This window comes from Microcoleus sp. BR0-C5 (assembly GCF_036705045.1).
GTDB lineage: Bacteria > Cyanobacteriota > Cyanobacteriia > Cyanobacteriales > Microcoleaceae > Microcoleus.
Genome location: NZ_JAUBTR010000028.1, coordinates 4,769 through 22,879, shown reverse-complemented (window position 1 = coordinate 22,879; position 18,111 = coordinate 4,769). Strand labels below are relative to the sequence as shown.

The window sequence follows — 18,111 nt, the reverse complement described above, 5'->3', positions numbered from 1 at the left end:
AATTGTGAAGAATTTTTATGGGCTTCTGTGCCGACTCTTAATATCGATCGACCAAAGATTTTCCTCTGCGATTATTTTAATCAGACTTAAATACCACAAATATCCCTCAAGTGACAGCCAGCCACAGACATATTTTTACACTTCCAACTGTAGGGGGATGCTTTAGCTCGACAATAAGGCGATGCTTGCCATTGGGGGCATGAGTCTAAAACTATACATTGGTTAACTTGCGCCAATGAGCGCGCGCACCCACTCCTTAACGAGGAATATACTATGTATCAAAATTTGCCAATAAATCCACAACTGTATAACATCGGGTTCTGGCTGGCCCAAGTGCCAGTGGAGCAGACTACAACAACAAACAGAGTAGAAGACGCAGCACTCCTCTATTCCGGGCCGCAATTTTTTATCGCCTTGATAGCTGGAGTGGTACTCGCCTGCGCTTTCCAACTTTTGCTAACAAATTTATCAGTAGCAGCCGGCCTTTCGTACATGGGACAATCCCACGACGACGACCACCACTCGGATAGCGGCAGTTCCCCAGTCCGCCACATCGGCCGAAAGGTAGGTACTTGGACGCTAATCACCGTCACCATCGCCCTATTCTTTGCTTGCTTGCTAGCAGTTAAGCTCAGCTTGATTAGCAGCCCCGGTTTAGGTGCGATCGTCGGTTTAGTCGTGTGGGCAACCTATTTCTCAATGCTTGTTTGGGTGAGTTCCACCACCGTCGGTTCCTTGATCGGTTCCGTCGTCAACAGCGCCACAGCAGGCTTTCAAGCCATTGTCGGCACCGCAGCCTCGGCTATCGGTGCCAAAGCAGCTAGCAACCAAGTAGTCGCCACAGCCAAAGCAGCAGCAGCAGCAGTGGGCCACGAACTCGGTAGCGCGATCGACCCCACAAGCTTGCGCGAAAACGTCGAAGACTACATCCAAAGCCTCAAACCGCCAGAATTAGACATCAAAGGGATGCGTAGCGAGTTTGAAAAATTACTTAATGATCCGCAACTAAAAACCATTGCAGCCGAAAATTTGCCGAATCTCGATCGGCAAACTCTCGTAGATTTAGTAAGTTCGCGATCGGACTTATCAAAACGCGACGTAAACCGGATTGTAGACCAACTTCAAGATGCTTGGAAACAAGTAGGAAAACAAGGGCAGCCATCAGACGGCATCGCCCAATTAGTAGACTATCTCAAATCTGCCAAATCTGGAGATCTGGTCTCAGATAAATTGGCAAGCCGGGTAGAAAAAGCCCTCAGCAATCTGGGCGGTCAAAATTCTGGACAAAGCCCGACCATGATGTCCCAAGCAACGACAATGGCAGTCAATGCTTTAATGGGAATAGTATTGGGTCGCACGGATATTTCTGACTTAGATCTTGAAAAAGTAGTCGGTCAGCTCAAAGAAGCTAAAGACAAAGTTACCCAGCAAACTGATAAAATTACCGCTCAAGTCAAAGGCGAACCCGTAACATACAGCCCAATTCGTGCGGACGTAGAAAACTATCTACTCAACACTTATTCGTGGCAGATGAACCCCCAAGCCATCGAGCGCGAATTTCGCGACGTTCTCTACGATCCGACAGCCGATCCGGGAACTGTGCGCCGCGAATTAGAAAAACTCAAACAGTCTAATTTTGCCGAAATCCTGGCTAGTAGAGGTGTTTTTACCCAAGACAAAATTAAAGAAATTTCCCAGGAATTAGAAGCAATTAGACAGCGCGTTTTACAAACTGTGATCTTTGCCGAGGAGCAAGAAAAATCTCGCGATTTGCAGTGGCGGGTAGAAACTTATTTGAAGCTGACGCCGAAAGAGGAATTGACAGCAGCAGGTATCGGGAGCGATTTCAAAAAAATCTTAGAGGATTCCGATGCTAGTTACGAACAGTTGCGCGCGAGGCTTTCTCCTTACAACCGCGACAGTTTTGTGCAAATTCTCCGAGGTCGCGAAAACTTCGGATTCCAGGAAGTAGAACAGATTGTTCAAGAGTTAGACAGGACGCGAGATGTAGTTTTAGCAGATGCTACAGGTCTGCAAGAAGCAGCGCAAGCCCGACTAGACAACCAGTGGCAAAGAGTACAAGAATACTTGAAGTCTACGGGCAAAGAAGAACTCAATCCCGAAGGCATCAAGCGCGATTTGAAAACGCTGCTGGATAACCCAGAAGCGGGAATGTGGGCCCTGAGAGCTAGAGCTTCTAGGTTCGATCGCCAAACTTTGGTAAAATTGCTATCTCAGCGGAAAGACCTCAGCGAAGACCAAGTAAATCAGCTTCTCGACAGTGCCGAAGAAACTTGGCACGGCGCGCTGCATGCGCCGCAAAAGTTAGCCGAAAAAGCTAAGGATCAGTACGACCAAACCACAACCGCCCTTGCAGATTACCTTCGCAATACTGGCAAATCAGAACTCAATCCTGAAGGGATTAAGCGGGATTTGACAAAACTTCTGGAAAATCCCAAAGAAGGAGCTTTAGCGCTGCGCGGCCGTCTGTCTCAAGTCGATCGCGATACTTTGGTAAAACTGCTTTCTCAAAGACAAGATTTGAGCGAGGAACAAGTCAATCAAATTATCGACCAAGTGCAGGAAACTCTCGGCTCGATTGTGAAAGCGCCGCGCCGTTTGGCAAAACGTGTGCAAAGCCAAGTGCACGATTTTCAGAGTGTTTTAGAAGATTATTTGCGTAATACGGGCAAGGATGAGTTAAATCCCGAAGCCATCAAGCGCGACTTGCAACTGCTGCTGCATGACCCGAAAGTCGGCGCTTACAGTTTGGGCGAGCGCTTGTCGCACATCGATCGTGCTACAGTTGTGTCTCTGCTGTCTCAGCGGCCGGATATTTCTGAAGCAGAAGCCAATCGTATTGTCGATGGAATTTTGTCGGTGCGCGATGAGTTCGCACTGCAAATTCAGAAAATACAGGAGGGTATTCAGTCGGTAATTGACGGGATTCTCGGAAAAATTCGGGATTACCTCAATTCGCTCGATCGCCCTGAACTCAACTACGAAGGCATTACGCGGGACGTGCGGAAGTTATTTGACGATCCGCAAGCCGGATTTGATGCTTTGCGCGATCGGCTGGGTCATTTCAACCGCGATACTTTAGTAGCACTAATGAGTTCTCGCGAGGACATTTCCGAAGCAGATGCCAACCGCTTGATCGACCAAATTGAAAGAAGCCGCAACACCGTCTTGCAAAGAGCAGAACGCTTGCAGCAAGAGGCACAGCTTCGCCTCGAAAGCATCAAACTGCAAGCCGAAAAACAAGCCGAAGAAACTCGGAAAGCTGCAGAAGTTGCCTCTTGGTGGCTGTTTTTCACCGCTCTTTCCTCGGCGGCAGCAGCAGCAGGCGCCGGTGCTTTAGCCGTCATCCGATAAAAAAGACTTTAGTTGCGATCGGATTGCAGATAGTGCCTGATATGAGTTTATACTGATATCAGGCACTAATGTTAGTAAAGGATTTGATCGGGGAGTGGGAACGGGTGTATTTAACTTTTTGGTACTGTTTAAGGTTATTGGTAAGCCCGCTCCTATCGGTTTTTTGAAGATGGTAAACACTGTGAATTTATACATCTTAATTAGCAGTTTGGATTCATTCAAAATAGAAAAGTGAAAAGCCGATTTTTTTGATTGTTGTATATTTTATGGGCAGATGTAATAAATAAAAAGTCGCCGGATATTCATTGCCTCTGCTATGACAATTTTTGAACGCGGTTCAAGCTTCTCGGCTGGATAGGCTTTTAGGCTTATTCCACTACTCCTGCAAGGATTGCTATAGGACAAAAATCAAAAAAGCTGCTGGAATGAGAACATTTTTGCGCGCAAAACTCGATCTGCCAGTCCGCTCTCTCCTCAATACTTTTTTGGTACAATATATAGTTAGGGTTCTCAACCCAGCACGCCTGTTCTCCCAACCGCCCGCCGCCCTGGCTGCGTCAGTATCAAACGCGAACTGTTTTGAGTTCGATCGGCCGTTAATTTTGAAGATGCCGATCGTCAGGTTATAACTTGTAGGTCATTAGGTTGTGCATAATAGGGAACTAAAGCTGTGAAAATACTACACTGACTGTGGGGGGCAAGATACCGGATACCTTGGAACTACCAAGGGCTTTGCTTTCGTCAGCCCAGAACAGTCCCAACACGCAGGCCCTGCGATCGCCAATGCTAAACAACCTACGTCTCAAACCTCTCCTGGCTAGTTGCCTATTAGCACCGTGAGGAGGGCGACGCCATGCAACTCCGAAAAAAAACACTATTAATCATCGGTGCAGCGCTGATCAGCCTGATTGTGGTTCTGTATGCCACTGCATCAACTATTTTGCTGCATGATTTTCACAACCTCGAGGCACAGTACGTCCGCCAGGATGTCGCACGGGCTTTGGACGCATTAGATGATGACTTGTCGAATTTAGACACCAGCGCCCAAGATTACGCCGAGTGGGACGATACTTACTCTTTCGTCGAAACACGGAACGAAAATTTTGTCAAGTCAAATTTCGTCGATTCGACATTTATTTACTTGAGACTAAACTTCTTGGTACTGCTGGACTCCAACGGTAAGACGATCTTCAGCAAAGGTTTCGACCTTAAATCCCAAACCGAAATCCCGATTCCCGAAAGCTTAAAACAGCACTTGACCGAGGCGCTACTAGACTCATCGACAGTGGATGGCGATCGCCCCGCCGCCAAAACAGGCGTCCTCACCCTGCCAGAAGCCAGGCTGCTGATTGCCGCCAAGCCCATCTTCAACAGCAACGCCCAAGGCCCATCGCGGGGGACGCTAATCTTGGGACGCTACCTCGACAGCAGCGAAATCGGTTTGCTTTCAGAACTGACTCACCTGTCAGTGGATTTTAGATTGCCGAGTTTAGATTTTAAAGTGGGAGCCGCGAACTACTCCGGGCACAGCGCCAAGGCGCTGGCTCGCTCTAGGCAGGAGTTGGAAAATGTCAAACTCAAAATTTCCAACCTCAAATCAGTAGAAATTTTAGTCGAGCCACTCAGCGACACCTTAGTCGCAGGATACGCCCTGATTCGCGACATCCACGGCAACCTAGCGTTGCTGCTGCGAGTAGAGACAGATCGCATCATCTACGGCCAAGGTCAGGCTACCTTGGAGCTGTTTACCTTATCAATACTGGCAGTAGGTTTAATATTTAGCGCCATCACCCTGCTGTTGCTAGAAAAATTAGTCTTGGCGAGATTGGCTTCCTTGAGCACCAGCGTCAGCAACATCGCAGCCAACGGCGACCCAAGCTTGAGAGTTCCTATGGCCGGAGCAGATGAACTCGCAAGCTTGGCCGACGCCATCAACCGAATGCTAGAAGCATTGGGCAATTCTCAAGTCGAACGTAATGAAAGCGAAGACCGCTATCGGTTGATGGCCGAAAACTCAACCGACATGATCACCAGACACGACCCCAAGGGCGTGTTTATTTACGTCTCACCCGCCAGCAGGGCTTTGCTGGGATACGAACCTTCGGAACTCATCGGCCGCGTCCCCAAGGATTATTTTCACCCCGACGATTTAGAAACCATTGCCAAAGCTCACTGGAAAGTCCTGGCGCTCCCAGTTACTTACACCGTCAGCTACCGCATCCGCCGCAAAGACGGCAAATACATTTGGTTTGAAACCACCGGCCGCACGATCAGCGATCCCCAAACCGGCGAAGTCCAAGAAATTATCGGCATTTCCCGCGACATCACTGTGCGGAAGCAAACAGAACAAGAACTGCGAGAGAGCGAAGCTGCAATTAAAGCTTTGTATCAAGTGACTTCGGGTCCCCGTACAGACCCGCTCAACCACCTCTCTACATTTGATTTGCGCCTCCAAGAACTGCTGGGAATGGGATGTCGGCATTTAGGCCTGTCGGTGGGAATTTTGTCCTGCATTCAAGGCGACAACTATCAAATAATGGCTGTTGAGTGTCCCGACGGGTCGATAGTCAAAGACCAAATCTATGATCTGGAAAAAACTTTCTGCGTCGCTACGTCAATGGCAAAAGAACCGATCTACTTTGAGTCGGTGCGATTTTCGGGTTTTTCCTTTAACCTTGACGATCGAGCTTTCCCCATTGAAGCTTACATGGGCATTCCCGTCACGGTGGGAGGTGAAGTTTACGGCACTCTGTGCTTCTTTTCTCCGACTCCTGTGACAGAACCGTTCCGAGCTGTAGACAGAGAGTTGATGAAACTGATGGCTCAGTGGGTGGGAAGCGAACTCGAACGCCAGCAAACCGACGTAGATTTGGCAAAAGCTCGCGATCAAGCACTGGCGGCTACTAGAGCCAAAAGCGAATTTTTAGCCACCATGAGCCACGAAATTCGCACTCCGATGAATGGAGTCATCGGCATGACCGGTTTGCTGCTGGATACCCCCTTAACTCGCGAACAGCGCGATTTTGTAGAAACTATCCGCAGCAGCGGCGATGCCTTGCTGACTCTGATCAACGATATTCTAGATTTCTCGAAAATTGAGTCGGGCAAATTGGACTTGGAGGAACATCCGTTTGACCTCCGCACTTGCATTGAGGAATCTCTAGACTTGGTAGCTGCTAAGGCGGCAGAAAAAAAACTGGAAGTGGGTTACTTGATCGATCGTACAGTACCGGCAACGGCGATCGGCGATAGCACCCGCTTGAGGCAAATTTTAATCAACTTGCTCAGTAATGCTGTTAAATTTACCGACGCTGGAGAAGTGGTGGTTTCGGTGACTGCCAAAAAGATTTCAGTGCCGGCGGCTAAGGCTAAAGAACCGCCATTAATTGCTGGCGAACCGGTAGCAATTAACCCAGCATACGAAATACATTTTGCGGTCAAAGATACTGGTATCGGCATTCCGAGCGATCGCATGGATCGGCTATTTAAATCTTTCAGCCAGGTTGATTCTTCAACGAGCCGGCAGTACGGCGGTACCGGATTGGGTTTGGCAATTAGCAAGCGTTTGGCCGAAATGATGGGCGGCCGGATGTGGGTGGAAAGTATGGGTAGTTTCGCGGGCAATCCTCCTGCCGATTTTAGATCATCGGCAGTTTTTGATGTGGGATGGGCAGAATCTTGCGAAATTGCCGAAAAATATGGCTCTGGCAAATCTGTACTCAGCAACAAGCCGATCGCCCAAAATACGAAATCTGTTGGCTCTACTTTTTATTTTAGTACGATCGTTTCTGGCTGCAAGAATTCCTTACCAGTTAGCTTGAGCAATTCTCAACCTGAATTAGCTGGCAAGCGAGTCTTAATTGTCGATGACAATGCTACCAACCGCAGAATTTTGACTCTCCAAGCTCAGTCTTGGGGAATGGTGGCTAGGGCTTCAGCTTCGGCTCGTTTGGCTTTAGATTGGCTGGCTGCTAAAGAAATGTTTGACTTGGCAGTTTTGGATATGCAAATGCCGGAAATGGACGGATTAGCTTTAGCGGCGCAAATTCGCCGGTATCCTGATTGCGAAAAGTTGCCGTTAGTGATGCTAACTTCGATCGGCAGGCAAGAAATTAACCCCCCTTCTATGGAGATGGATTTTGCTGCTTTTTTGAGTAAACCCATCAAACAATCTCAGCTTTACAATGTTTTAATCAATATTTTTGGAGAACAGACAACTGAATTTAAAGGGCAGCGCACTACCGGGTCTTTCTTGCAAACCATACCCGTGCTGGCGGAGAAATTACCCCTGCGGATTCTGTTGGCTGACGATCATTTGGTGAATCAGAAGGTGGCTTTGCAAATTTTACAGCGGATGGGGTATCGCGCGGATGTGGCGGGAAACGGTATCGAAGTGCTCGAAGCTTTGCGCCGGCAGCCTTACGATGTGGTGCTGATGGATGTGCAAATGCCGGAAATGGACGGACTGGAAACTACTCGCCACATCCGCGAGCAATTTTCAGCAGATTTAACTTTAGAAAATGACACGGGAGAATCAGAAGTTTCCGCAACTGATGAGCAATCTAATAATCTAGACTGGACTAAAAATCCCACGGGAGAATCAGAAGTTTCCGCAACTGATGAGCAATCTAATAATCGAAAATCGAAAATCGAAAATCCCAAATCCACTGAGGAATCTAACAATCGAAAATCGAAAATCGAAAATCCCAAATCCACTGAGGAATCTAACAATCGAAAATCGAAAATCGAAAATCGAAAATCGACGAGGCCTTGGATTGTGGCGATGACGGCAAATGCGATGCAGGGCGATCGCGAAGAGTGTATGGCTGCGGGGATGGACGACTATTTGAGCAAGCCGATCGCAATTGAGCAGTTGGTGCGAGCTTTGATCGCGTGTAAATCTCGATCGAACTCCGCATTCGATTGTCTGCAGCCGATTGTTTGTTTGGATGCCACGGCGAAACAGATCGAAGGAACGAGTGAATTAGAAGTGCGATCGAATGTGGCTATTGCGGGAAATCCACAACTGACAATTCTCAATTCGCCGGCAGTCGTCGATAGTGGTGCATCAAATGTCGATCGGGCTTTGTCAGAGAGCCACGATTCCCTGAGTGCCAAGATTATAGAGGGACTGCGAGATGTGGAAGCTTTGGAGGAGGCGATCGAGATTTACCTCGAAACAGCTCCCGAACTGCTGCGAGGCATCTCTATGGCTCTGTGCAACGCCGATCCGCTGGCTTTACGGCGATCGGCTCACTCCTTGAAGTCGATTAGCGGTACTCTCGGTGCTTTTCGCTTGTTTGAGCTGTGCGAGGAACTCGAAATCATGGGCCGCATGGGAACAGAGGCGAACAAGCCTTTATCTGATCCGGCCTGCGCGCTTTTAGAAGAGGTTGAGGCCGAGTATCAAAGAGTTGAAACGGCGTTGAAAATAGAAATGCAGTACAGCGAAACAATGACAGAATAATTAACAACTGATAACTAACTATTGTTCGTGGGTGGGGGAGGGTTTTTGATATGGTTGGTTTTAGGCCTAGGCATTGATGGTTGGTGAAACCCTCCCTAGGATTACAAGCTGTATCGATCGATCAAATCTCTCGCTGCTTGTCGGTGTTTTTCTACCAAACTCGGCGGGGAAAGCACTTGGGCGCTATCCATATATCTGTTCACCCACAGACTAAATTCGTTCAAGGAGCGATCGGGCAAATCGATCTGATAATCCACATAAAGCACTTTGCCAAAACTATCCCTTGGGCCTTCTTTAATCTTTTGTCGCGGATGCCGCCGATCGCCCTCTAAAATAAATCCCACTACTTTCTCAAAAAACCGCACTTTCACTTTTTCCAACTTCAGTTGACCCTGCAATTCTGCCTGCTGTTGCTCTGGCTTGCCCAAGAACAGCCCCCAGCCGTTTTTTAACAACTTTTGAGCTATTTTCAAACGGTGTTCCTGTACGGCTAAACCGCGCCCTTCTGAATCAATAATTTCGCAGTAGTCACTAAAGCGATTCACCCGTTCTACGCTTAAGTGTCCGTTTTCGCAATCTTCGCAAATCAGGTACCAAGCGATATCGTGATAGATCAGTTGCAGGGGCCAGATGCGCCGGAAACCGACTTTGCCTTTACCGTAATAATCGCTTTGACGGTAAAGTTCGATCGCCTGACCCCGAACAATTGCTGTTTCTACGATGTCTAATTTGTGAAATAGGGTATTGCGATATTCTTGGCGATCGCTCATTTCGACAGGATCGGTGTAAATAATCGCACGATTCAGGTGTTCGCGAACGGGATAAAACAATTTACCTTTGAGTTCGATATCTAGTCCGCGCAACAGTTTCGTGAGTTTTTCACAAATTTTGCGGGCTTGGGGATTTCCCTGATATTTGGCTTGAGATGCTATTGCTTGAAATGCGAATAGTAGTTCTTCTCGATTCATTGCGCCGGTACCGAGATAATAGCCGAAGCGATACATTCGTTTGTCGAGGATTCCGTAGTGGCGCAAAGTTTCTAAATCTTTGCGAATTGTGGGAGTTGCGGGATAGTTTTCGGGAAATTCGATGTTGAATTCGGCGGCAATTTTCTGTAATTGAGATTGAACTTCTAGCAAGGCATCGTGATATTTACTGTCGGATGTTTCGGTGTTCGAGTGTCCGATTCCGGGATGGTTTACTAATGTGGCGATGAGGATCATGATGCGATCGAACGTTAGTTTGTCGGCATAGGGGTGAGGGGTTGGTTTTTTGGCCATGATGGGTGGATGGGGTAAAATGCTGAAAAGTCAAGTAAAAGACAATATTGACATAAAAATATATAAATGTTTGAAAGCCATTATTCGGATAGCTTTAGGTTTTGAAAAAAGTTTGATAAATATTGTGAATCTGAAGACATGAAGCTGGCTCGGCTGATATATTGAGTTGAGTAGAACTTAAGCAGTTAGCTACTTGGAACACTACCAGCAGCATTCAGGTGGGCATTGCCCGCCTTAAAATTGAATTTATGTCTGCATACACTGCGATCGCCTTTGCCCCCGTTCAAGGCTTTATCGAGAAATCCCGCAAACTCCGAGATTTATTTGGGGCTTCTTTGATTCTGTCTTATCTGAGTTACAAGCTAGTAAAGCAAGCCGAAAAATCAGGTTTAAATGTCATTTCTCCCGGTTCCCCGAACATCCAGAAAGGAATGCCCAATCGGATACTTCTGAAAGGAAAAGGGGAATTTTCCAGGAATGACGTGACAAATACTCTTCAGAAGTCATGGCAAGAAATATTAAATGAATGTCGAGTTTGGATAGAACGAGAAGTACCTCCTAAAGAAGAATACTTTTGGCAGCTAGAGTGGATGCGATGGGGTTTATACACTTGGGAGATATTTTGGGGACACGGAGATTCGATAGAATCTGCGATGAAGAATTTAGAAACTCGCAAATTGCGTCGCGATTGGACGGCAATTAACTGGATTGGCGACAGTTCGAGTTTGACTGGCACGGATGCGATCGCCTGGCCGCGTTTAGGTTTGGAACATAGAGAACCAGGGCGGCAGCTATCCGATACAGAAAAAGCTGAACTTAAGGATTTCTATCAACGTCTTTCCTGTGTCTTAGAAAATCTTCCCCCAAATGGCGAACCCGAAGGAAAATTTCTTGCACCTAATGAAAGATTAAGTATTCCCGAATTAGTCAAGCGATTAGTAACTCGCGACGAAGATATTGCCAGAAACATTGGGATATCTCCGCTTGAAACAGGATTTAGCGACATTATTCGTGAACCAGAACACTGGACGGGCTGGTTTATGGGAGACGGTGATAAAGTTGGCAAAAAACTTCAAGAAATTGCTCAAAAAGAAGGAGATGAAGGTCTAAAAATTTTCAGCGAAGCCATGCGGAAGTGGGGAAAGGAGTTTATGGAAAATTTCCCCAAAGACAAAGGGCGGATTGTTTACGCCGGCGGTGACGACTTCCTCGGTGTAATTTACAGCAGCAAACCCGAAAAGCCCCCAGAACCTATAGAGGCATTAGAATGGTTAATGGGATTGTCCGATGAATGGAAAGAGCACGGTCAGGATATTAATTTAAGTGTTGGTTTTGTTTGGGCTGGTCACAGTGTGCCGCAGCGAGATATTCTTCAACACTGTCGGGAGGCGGAGAAACGGGCGAAGAGTTTGGGGCGCGATCGCGTTACAATTCGAGTAGTTTTTAACAGCGGTCAATACGTGCAGTGGACTTGTCCTTGGGATTATTTGCACATTCTCAAAAAATACAAAGACCGGGACGGCAAAAGCTGGGATCAAAAGCCAAACTGGAGTCATGTTTACAAAGATTTAGCTCATCTAAAAAATCGTCATGCTATTAGTTTTAATCCCCAGGAAAACAGCCCAGACGATGAATTAGCTTTAGCTCTTTTTCAACTTTACTTTCAAGACGAGAAGAACTTAGAGAAAAACTGGAAGCACATCGTCGGCGATTACCCAAATCCAGAACAATCAAAACAAATTATTTACTGGATTAGTGACCTAATAAATGTGGGATGGCAGCTATGTTCCAATATCTCATCACTATAAGTCCTTTAGGATTTATGTACGGGAGTTCTGGCGGATTTCTATCGCCCGAAAATCTAGTCGGACGTTCTGGGGCAAAATTCCCTCCAGAAGCAGCTACTCTCTCCGGTCTATTTTTCAGCACCAACAAAGTTAAGTCCTATATTTCTCCAAAAGAACTTAGTGATAATTTGTTTGTCGCTGGCCCATTCTGGGCAAAATCAGACGATCCTGAATACTTTTACGTCCCCATTCCTTGGCATAAAGTTGTTGCTAAGAAAGGCGTGGATCAATGGAAAATGAAATCGGGGAAATGGCATCGCGAATTTGAAGATTTAGATCCAGATTATTCCTGGCAAACCGTTAATTCTTGGGATAATTCACCTGCTGTCATTAAGAAAAATGGTGATATTGCTGATATTCCTTGGAAATACGTCCCTATCTTGCATCCAAAAACAAAAGATGACGAACGCTGCACTTTAGCAGAAGATGGTTTGTTTCTGGAAAATTCCGTGCAGATGGATGATGAATGTTGTCTGGTTTATCTCTCAACTCATGCTTTAGTAGATGGTTGGTATCGCTTTGGTGGCGAAAATCATTTGGTTGAAATCAAGAGTATTGAACTGCCTAATGACAGCCCAATATTAAAACTTCTGCGCCAACCAATTCAGCGTTCATTTGCTTTGATCGCGCCGGGGATTTGGGGCTCGAACAAATTTTCATACCGCTATCCCAAAAATGAAGATTTTTCCCAAAAACGACCGGAGATGCTCACAGATAAACCCATTTCTTATCGCTACCGCGCGAAAGGAAAAATGGGACGCGGACGCTATGCTGTTCCTCCCGGAACTGTCTATCTTCTCAGAGAACCTTTAGATAAAACTTGGTGGGAATTCCCCGAAAATTGGTTTCCCAAAGAAGGTTTTAGCCTGAAACAAGTTGGATGCGGTTTGTGTTTGCCAATTGAAATTCAAGGAGTTGAATAATGTACAAAAAAGCTTACGGTATTATTGAAACCCTTGCTCCTGTTCATGTGGGAGCAACGGCTGGTGAAGAAAGCGGTAACTTAAACTTAATTTTCCGCGACCAGTTTACTCAAACTGGCATTATTCCCGGTAGTTCGATTCGGGGAAGATTGCGATCGGAAATCCGCCGTAGTCTGGGAGAAGCTGAAGCTAATAAATGGTACGGTCAGGAAGCAGAATCCGGGAAACCAGACAGTACCACTGAGTCGGTAGTTAAGTTTGAATACGCTTCGCTGCTGTGGTTGCCAGTATTTTGTCCCGGTCAACCAATTGTTTGGGTAACTTGTCCTCGTTTGCTGAAACGCTATCAGCGAATTGCTGGAGATTATGTCAAGCTAAAAGATGGTACATCCCTCAAATCAGCTAAACCTCCAGCTAATTATACAGGTTCTCAAACCTTAAAAGCTCTCGACGTAAATGGCAAACCAAAGCTATTTTTTAACTTTGGCTTTTTAACAGTTGAGAAAACTCAGGATTTGTCTGCTTGGTTTCCTTTAGGAGAGGAATTGCCAGCCGTTGTTGTGGCTGACGATGAAATTGCCATGATTCACGATATGGCGTTATATCGTCAGAGTCGAGTTGCCTTAGACAAAGAGGAAAAAAAGGCTAAAAAAGGAGCTTTTTTTAATACTGAAGCTTTGCCAGAAGGCACAATTTTAGTATTTCCGATCGCCATCAAAGACAACCAAGAGACATGGCAACCTTTTGGCGCGTCTACTGGCACAGATATTTATCTCGGCGGTTTAGAGTCAATTGGTTTCGGTCACTGCTATCTAACCTTAAAGGAGGTATAATTTATGGCTTGGGAATCTTACAAATTAGACCAAGAAGCTCACGATTTAGTTGTCAAATATCGTGACAAAAAAGACGCTCTCAATCAAGCCTACAAAATGCGCGTTGCAGTTGCTTACGGTTTAGAGCGATTTTGGGGAGAACAGTTTCGGTTAGTCAAGGATCGAGATAAGGCTGATTATTGGCGGGATACTTGGAAGGCGCTAGTCAAAATTATGGCAAATGCGGGCGTTAAAATTCCCAATGATAATGTCAGTTCTGACGATACAGCAGCCATTAAAATTATGGCCAATAAATTGTGGGATTTTCCTATAGAACAGCGGAAAGTAGCTATAGCTGTGCTGACTCAACTTTGCGACAGTATGGTTTGGTGGACTCAGCGCTACAAACCTACTAATAGTAACAGCAATTCGGGAGGTGAAGACAATGAGTGATAGCGATGATATTCCTTTGATGTTTCGCGCCCAAATAGAAGGGCGCTGTCAGATTCAGCGCTTAATTCCCAAGGCACCTAGACAACAAGCTTATGACTGGGCTAAAGAATGGATCGCTGGTGTTTCCAAAGAAGTTCCCGACTTTGACTCAAAGACAATTCAAACTAAAGCGTTTAAAATCACTTGGCGATTTGTTTCTAATAGCGGTCAAGATGAGGGAGTCATCCGCCCTGTGACTGGTACAAAAGGTTGGCCGTTATATCCCGGTGCTAGTATGAAAGGCGCGTTCTTGCGTGCTTGCACTGATGAACAAGCAATGAAATATTGCGGCGGTCAACTTTCCCAAAAAGACACGAAACCTGGAATTTTACGCTTTCATGGTGGCTATCCCGCAGATGGAGACTGGACTAAAAAATCTCTAGTAGATGTTGTTCATCCCCAAGAGGATTGGCAAGTTAAAAAGAATGGTAGCCACAGTGCTTTTATCCAGATATCTCTGCATCAGCCCACTTTAGTTTTTGGCATTTCCAGCACAGTAAAAGTCAGCGAGGAAGAATGGACAACTATCTGGGAAATTTGGGAAAAAGCAATGGAACGTGGCATTGGTTCTAGGGTGAGCGCTGGTTACGGTCAACCGAGAAAGCACGGGAATAGTAATCTGCTCAGCATACAGTTAAAAGGTCAAGGTTTAGCATCTCAGTTAATAGACAAAACAAGCGAATTTCGCCCGAATATGTTTAAAGCTGCTTTGCGGGGTCATACTTTGCGCCTATTCAGCGGCCTTACTGATGAAAATTCTGCTGAAGAATTGACTAAAGAACTATGGGGGGGATTTGCAGGTAAAAACGGGGCAATTGTTGGCTTACTGGGAATTGCATTTAATGCTGTAGAATTAGATTTAGATAGCTATAGCTACGGCACGAATGTCATGCCTACTTATGAGCTAGTGGACGGAACGCTGAATATTCTTTGCATGACGGCTAAGGCTGAACAACAAAGAAAAAACTTGAAAGTCTTGATTCCTCAACTGATAAAATTCTCTCTGCTATTTGGAGGTTTTGGTAAATCGTGGCGACGAGTTGACCATCGCCTCTTTTTTAAAGAGTACGTAACTGGTAATCATAACCCGATGATTGGGTGTCATTGGCAGTTTGGAGAAAAATCAAATAGTCTCTGCTGTCCTGTGAATGAATTGAGTGATATTACTAATTTTCTGAATAGTTTTCAGAAAAGTCTAAAACAGTGGGTAAAGTTAAAAAAGAAAACACTGAGTAGTTCAATCAGCAGTTGGCGGGAAGCATGGCATCCAAAAAAAGTTGAAGTTTGGGGTCGAATTGCTAAAAATCAGCTAGATAGTAAAGCTGTTCGATGGTTCCACGGCCCGTACTTGGGATCGCAGTCAATTAAAAAATCAGTGCTAACTGGTGAGATGAGTCAAATAGGCTGTATTTGGCATCGAATGTATCCGCGCTATACTACTACAAATGGTCAACTACAATCTACCAAAGAGTATGTGGAATTACTGACTATTTTCCCTGATGAATCCGAATCAACTGAAGATTTTCTTGACTATTTAGATAGCACTAGCGACTTTATCAAACTTTGGCCAATTGAGGAATAATTATGAATATCTGGATTGTGACAACTGGCAGCAGCGATGTCAAGCTCAAAACTGATGAGCACTGGGGGACTTTGTTTAGAAAGGTGAGAAGTCAATTATATAACCGTCAGTTTACACCTACACGACCGCCTAACACTGATGATGACGAGCCTTTCATTGTACCAGCTAGAGCGATGGGGATGGTTTATGGAACGCAGTTAACCGATGAATATTATCAGGATTTGCACTTTCCGCTGTTGGATGCTTTTTCGGCAAAGCTTTTAGAGAAAGGTAAAACACATCCTGACAGAATAATTGTGATTTTGACTAATCAGGAAGTAGTTTTTGATGATCAAGAAAGAACTATAGACAAAAGCCCCTATTGGCAGGATACTTGTACTCTAAAGCCGATATTTGAACGGTATTTTCTGGAAAGGATGTCTAAAGTTAAATCAATTGATTATTTGGAATTAAAACCAAAATCTAAAGATGAGGGATTAGATAATTGGAATAAAGCACTGTTGCTGGTTCAGCAAGTTTTATCTAGTTTAGAGTTTGACAAAAATGCAAATGTCTATGTTAGCCATCAGGCGGGAACTCCAGCTATTTCTTCGGCTGTTCAATTTGATTGTTTAGCAAAGTTTGATAAAAAAGTCAAGTTTCTAGTCAGCAATGAGTATGAAGAAAAGCTAGCAGAGAAGGGTGATTTCATAGAAAGCTCTACTTATTTACAGGGGATGAAAATTCAAGAAGCAAAAGCGCTATTAAAGCGTTATGACTATTCTGGAGTAGAGCGCATTTTAAACCCTTACTGGAAAGATTCTTCTGATCCGCTATTGGTGGAAATTCGCGATTTGTTAGGAATGGCGGTGCAGTGGAATTTTGCTAAGTTTGAAGATTTTGGTAATGCTAGGGGAGAGGTTGCAAAAGAGCGTGTTAATCAGTGGTGGTGGATGGGTTATGAAGCTGCTTATTTGGGAGTAGTGCGTCTCAGACAGGGAAACACTGTTGAGGCTCTATTTCACAGTTTTAGGGCTGTGGAAGGATTGATTAAAGAATGGGCATTAGATAAGTATCAGCCACAAATTCAATACTCTAATCCCAAGCAATCAACTACAGCATATATCCATGATGTAAATCTGCCTCAGAATTTACGATATTGGTTTAATGCAAATAGAAATGATAGGTACAATAATGTGGGTTTGTTTGGTAAAGCATTATTTACTTTACTGGAAGCGTCTTATCCAAAGAATCAATGGGATAAAAATGTAGATATCCAAGTAGTTGCTGGCAATACCATAGATGAGAGAAATGTGACTTTTCATTCCTTGCGTGGATTGCAGGAAAATGATGTTTTCAAAGCTTGGAATACTGACAATCGAGAGAAATGGGAATCACGAGTTTTGGGCTGTTTAAATTTTGTTTCAAATCAAAACTTTGTTTCGTTAAAATCGGCGAGTTTGATGGCGAAGGTGCATGACGAATTAGTTGATGCGATCGACCATTACGAACTGCAAAATTAAGCCAATAAATCTACCACTATTTCACCGATCCGCCGGGGGTTAAAAACCCCCGTCTCATAGCAAAAGTCAGTTGAAACTGACTGCACAATCCCACCTATAAACTCCCCAGTCCTCTTTGAGAGGACTTGAGCTTTGAGCCAGGGTTTTTAACCCCTGGCGGACTTTGAGCCTAGGTTTAAAACCCCCGGCCGCCTCACAAACTTAACTAAAATTTTCACCTTCAACCACTATCTACAACTAAACTTTACTATCCATATTCAACCCAAAATAACACAACTATGTACATCACATCTCGCGCATCCACAATCCGCAACTTTTCCCTAGCCGCCGTCAATGGCACCATCACTCTCATCATTCTCCTAATCGCACCCCTGGGATTAGCGGCCGTAATTTCTAACACATTCCTAGTCACAGTAGCCACTTTTTTCGCATCCACCGTCGCTGACCAAATTGTTCGCTACCTCCAACCTTCTCGCGCCCAAGAAATCCCAAATTCGTTAGATTCTAGCCCGGACTATTCGCAAATTATCCCACGGGATTCGCAAAGTTTAGAACGGAAATAAATTGCTCTATCTTGACCAAAATTCTGTAGGGGCGGGTTTTACAAACAATATTTGAAACTCACCAACCATCTACATAAACCCGCCCCCACACAGCCAATAATCTCCATCAACCTTGATTTATATAGAATGCAAAAAATATAGATTGAGATTTGTTGTTGGGTGGGGGCGGGTTTATTTGTTCTGTCAATTATTGGCGATTATTGTTGGTGAACCCGCCCCTACGATGATTCAAATTGAGATTTGTTGTTGGGTGGGGGCGGGTTTATTT

The 18,111-nt window shown here is 45.2% G+C and carries 10 protein-coding genes; 9 read left to right on the top strand and 1 reads right to left on the bottom strand.

Annotated features, from left to right (window positions below; translation table 11 throughout):
* The first annotated feature begins 273 nt into the window (after nucleotides 1-273).
* Together QUB08_RS15340 and QUB08_RS15335 are read left to right on the top strand one after the other, a co-directional pair.
* Nucleotides 274-3,375, top strand: a complete 3,102-nt coding sequence (locus QUB08_RS15340; RefSeq protein ID WP_333225533.1) for an MFS transporter — start codon at nucleotides 274-276, stop codon at nucleotides 3,373-3,375.
* 853 nt (nucleotides 3,376-4,228) lie between these two features.
* Complete coding sequence (locus QUB08_RS15335; protein ID WP_333225532.1) at nucleotides 4,229-8,842, top strand: response regulator; 4,614 nt, start codon at nucleotides 4,229-4,231, stop codon at nucleotides 8,840-8,842.
* Nucleotides 8,843-8,943: 101 nt separating this feature from the next.
* On the opposite strand, the gene QUB08_RS15330 is transcribed toward QUB08_RS15335, so the two are convergent.
* On the bottom strand, nucleotides 8,944-10,122 hold the full coding sequence (locus QUB08_RS15330) for a WYL domain-containing protein (protein WP_333225531.1): 1,179 nt from the start codon (nucleotides 10,120-10,122) through the stop codon (nucleotides 8,944-8,946).
* 248 nt (nucleotides 10,123-10,370) lie between these two features.
* On the opposite strand from QUB08_RS15330, the gene QUB08_RS15325 reads away from it, so the two are divergent.
* From QUB08_RS15325 to csx18, 7 genes are all read left to right on the top strand, one after another.
* Nucleotides 10,371-11,930 carry a Cas10/Cmr2 second palm domain-containing protein gene (locus QUB08_RS15325; protein WP_333225529.1) on the top strand — a complete coding sequence of 520 codons (1,560 nt, stop codon included), beginning with the start codon at nucleotides 10,371-10,373 and terminating at the stop codon, nucleotides 11,928-11,930.
* On the top strand, nucleotides 11,906-12,892 hold the full coding sequence (locus QUB08_RS15320; RefSeq protein WP_333225527.1) for a CRISPR-associated protein: 987 nt from the start codon (nucleotides 11,906-11,908) through the stop codon (nucleotides 12,890-12,892). The genes QUB08_RS15325 and QUB08_RS15320 overlap by 25 nt, the downstream gene beginning before the upstream one ends.
* The gene (gene cmr4 / locus QUB08_RS15315; protein ID WP_333225526.1) at nucleotides 12,892-13,725 is read left to right on the top strand and encodes a type III-B CRISPR module RAMP protein Cmr4; all 834 of its coding nucleotides are present in this window, start codon (nucleotides 12,892-12,894) and stop codon (nucleotides 13,723-13,725) included. Before QUB08_RS15320 ends, cmr4 begins: the two co-directional genes overlap by 1 nt.
* 3 nt (nucleotides 13,726-13,728) lie before the next feature.
* Nucleotides 13,729-14,157 carry a hypothetical protein gene (locus QUB08_RS15310; protein WP_333225524.1) on the top strand — a complete coding sequence of 143 codons (429 nt, stop codon included), beginning with the start codon at nucleotides 13,729-13,731 and terminating at the stop codon, nucleotides 14,155-14,157.
* Nucleotides 14,150-15,778 (top strand): hypothetical protein, encoded by a 1,629-nt coding sequence (locus QUB08_RS15305; RefSeq protein WP_333225522.1) that lies wholly within the window; start codon nucleotides 14,150-14,152, stop codon nucleotides 15,776-15,778. The genes QUB08_RS15310 and QUB08_RS15305 overlap by 8 nt, the downstream gene beginning before the upstream one ends.
* Nucleotides 15,779-15,861: 83 nt before the next feature.
* Complete coding sequence (locus QUB08_RS15300) at nucleotides 15,862-17,280, top strand: hypothetical protein (RefSeq protein ID WP_333225521.1); 1,419 nt, start codon at nucleotides 15,862-15,864, stop codon at nucleotides 17,278-17,280.
* A 278-nt stretch (nucleotides 17,281-17,558) separates the two neighbouring features.
* Entirely contained in the window at nucleotides 17,559-17,843 is a 285-nt protein-coding gene (csx18, locus tag QUB08_RS15295) for a CRISPR-associated protein Csx18 (protein WP_333225519.1), read from the top strand.
* The last annotated feature ends 268 nt before the right edge of the window (nucleotides 17,844-18,111 follow it).

Coding starts and splice junctions, on each gene's coding strand:
- QUB08_RS15340 (WP_333225533.1), top strand. CDS start 274: ATGTATCAAAATTTGCCAATAAATCCACAACTGTATAACATCGGGTTC.
- QUB08_RS15335 (WP_333225532.1), top strand. CDS start 4,229: ATGCAACTCCGAAAAAAAACACTATTAATCATCGGTGCAGCGCTGATC.
- QUB08_RS15330 (WP_333225531.1), bottom strand. CDS start 10,122: ATGGCCAAAAAACCAACCCCTCACCCCTATGCCGACAAACTAACGTTC.
- QUB08_RS15325 (WP_333225529.1), top strand. CDS start 10,371: ATGTCTGCATACACTGCGATCGCCTTTGCCCCCGTTCAAGGCTTTATC.
- QUB08_RS15320 (WP_333225527.1), top strand. CDS start 11,906: ATGTTCCAATATCTCATCACTATAAGTCCTTTAGGATTTATGTACGGG.
- cmr4 (WP_333225526.1), top strand. CDS start 12,892: ATGTACAAAAAAGCTTACGGTATTATTGAAACCCTTGCTCCTGTTCAT.
- QUB08_RS15310 (WP_333225524.1), top strand. CDS start 13,729: ATGGCTTGGGAATCTTACAAATTAGACCAAGAAGCTCACGATTTAGTT.
- QUB08_RS15305 (WP_333225522.1), top strand. CDS start 14,150: ATGAGTGATAGCGATGATATTCCTTTGATGTTTCGCGCCCAAATAGAA.
- csx18 (WP_333225519.1), top strand. CDS start 17,559: ATGTACATCACATCTCGCGCATCCACAATCCGCAACTTTTCCCTAGCC.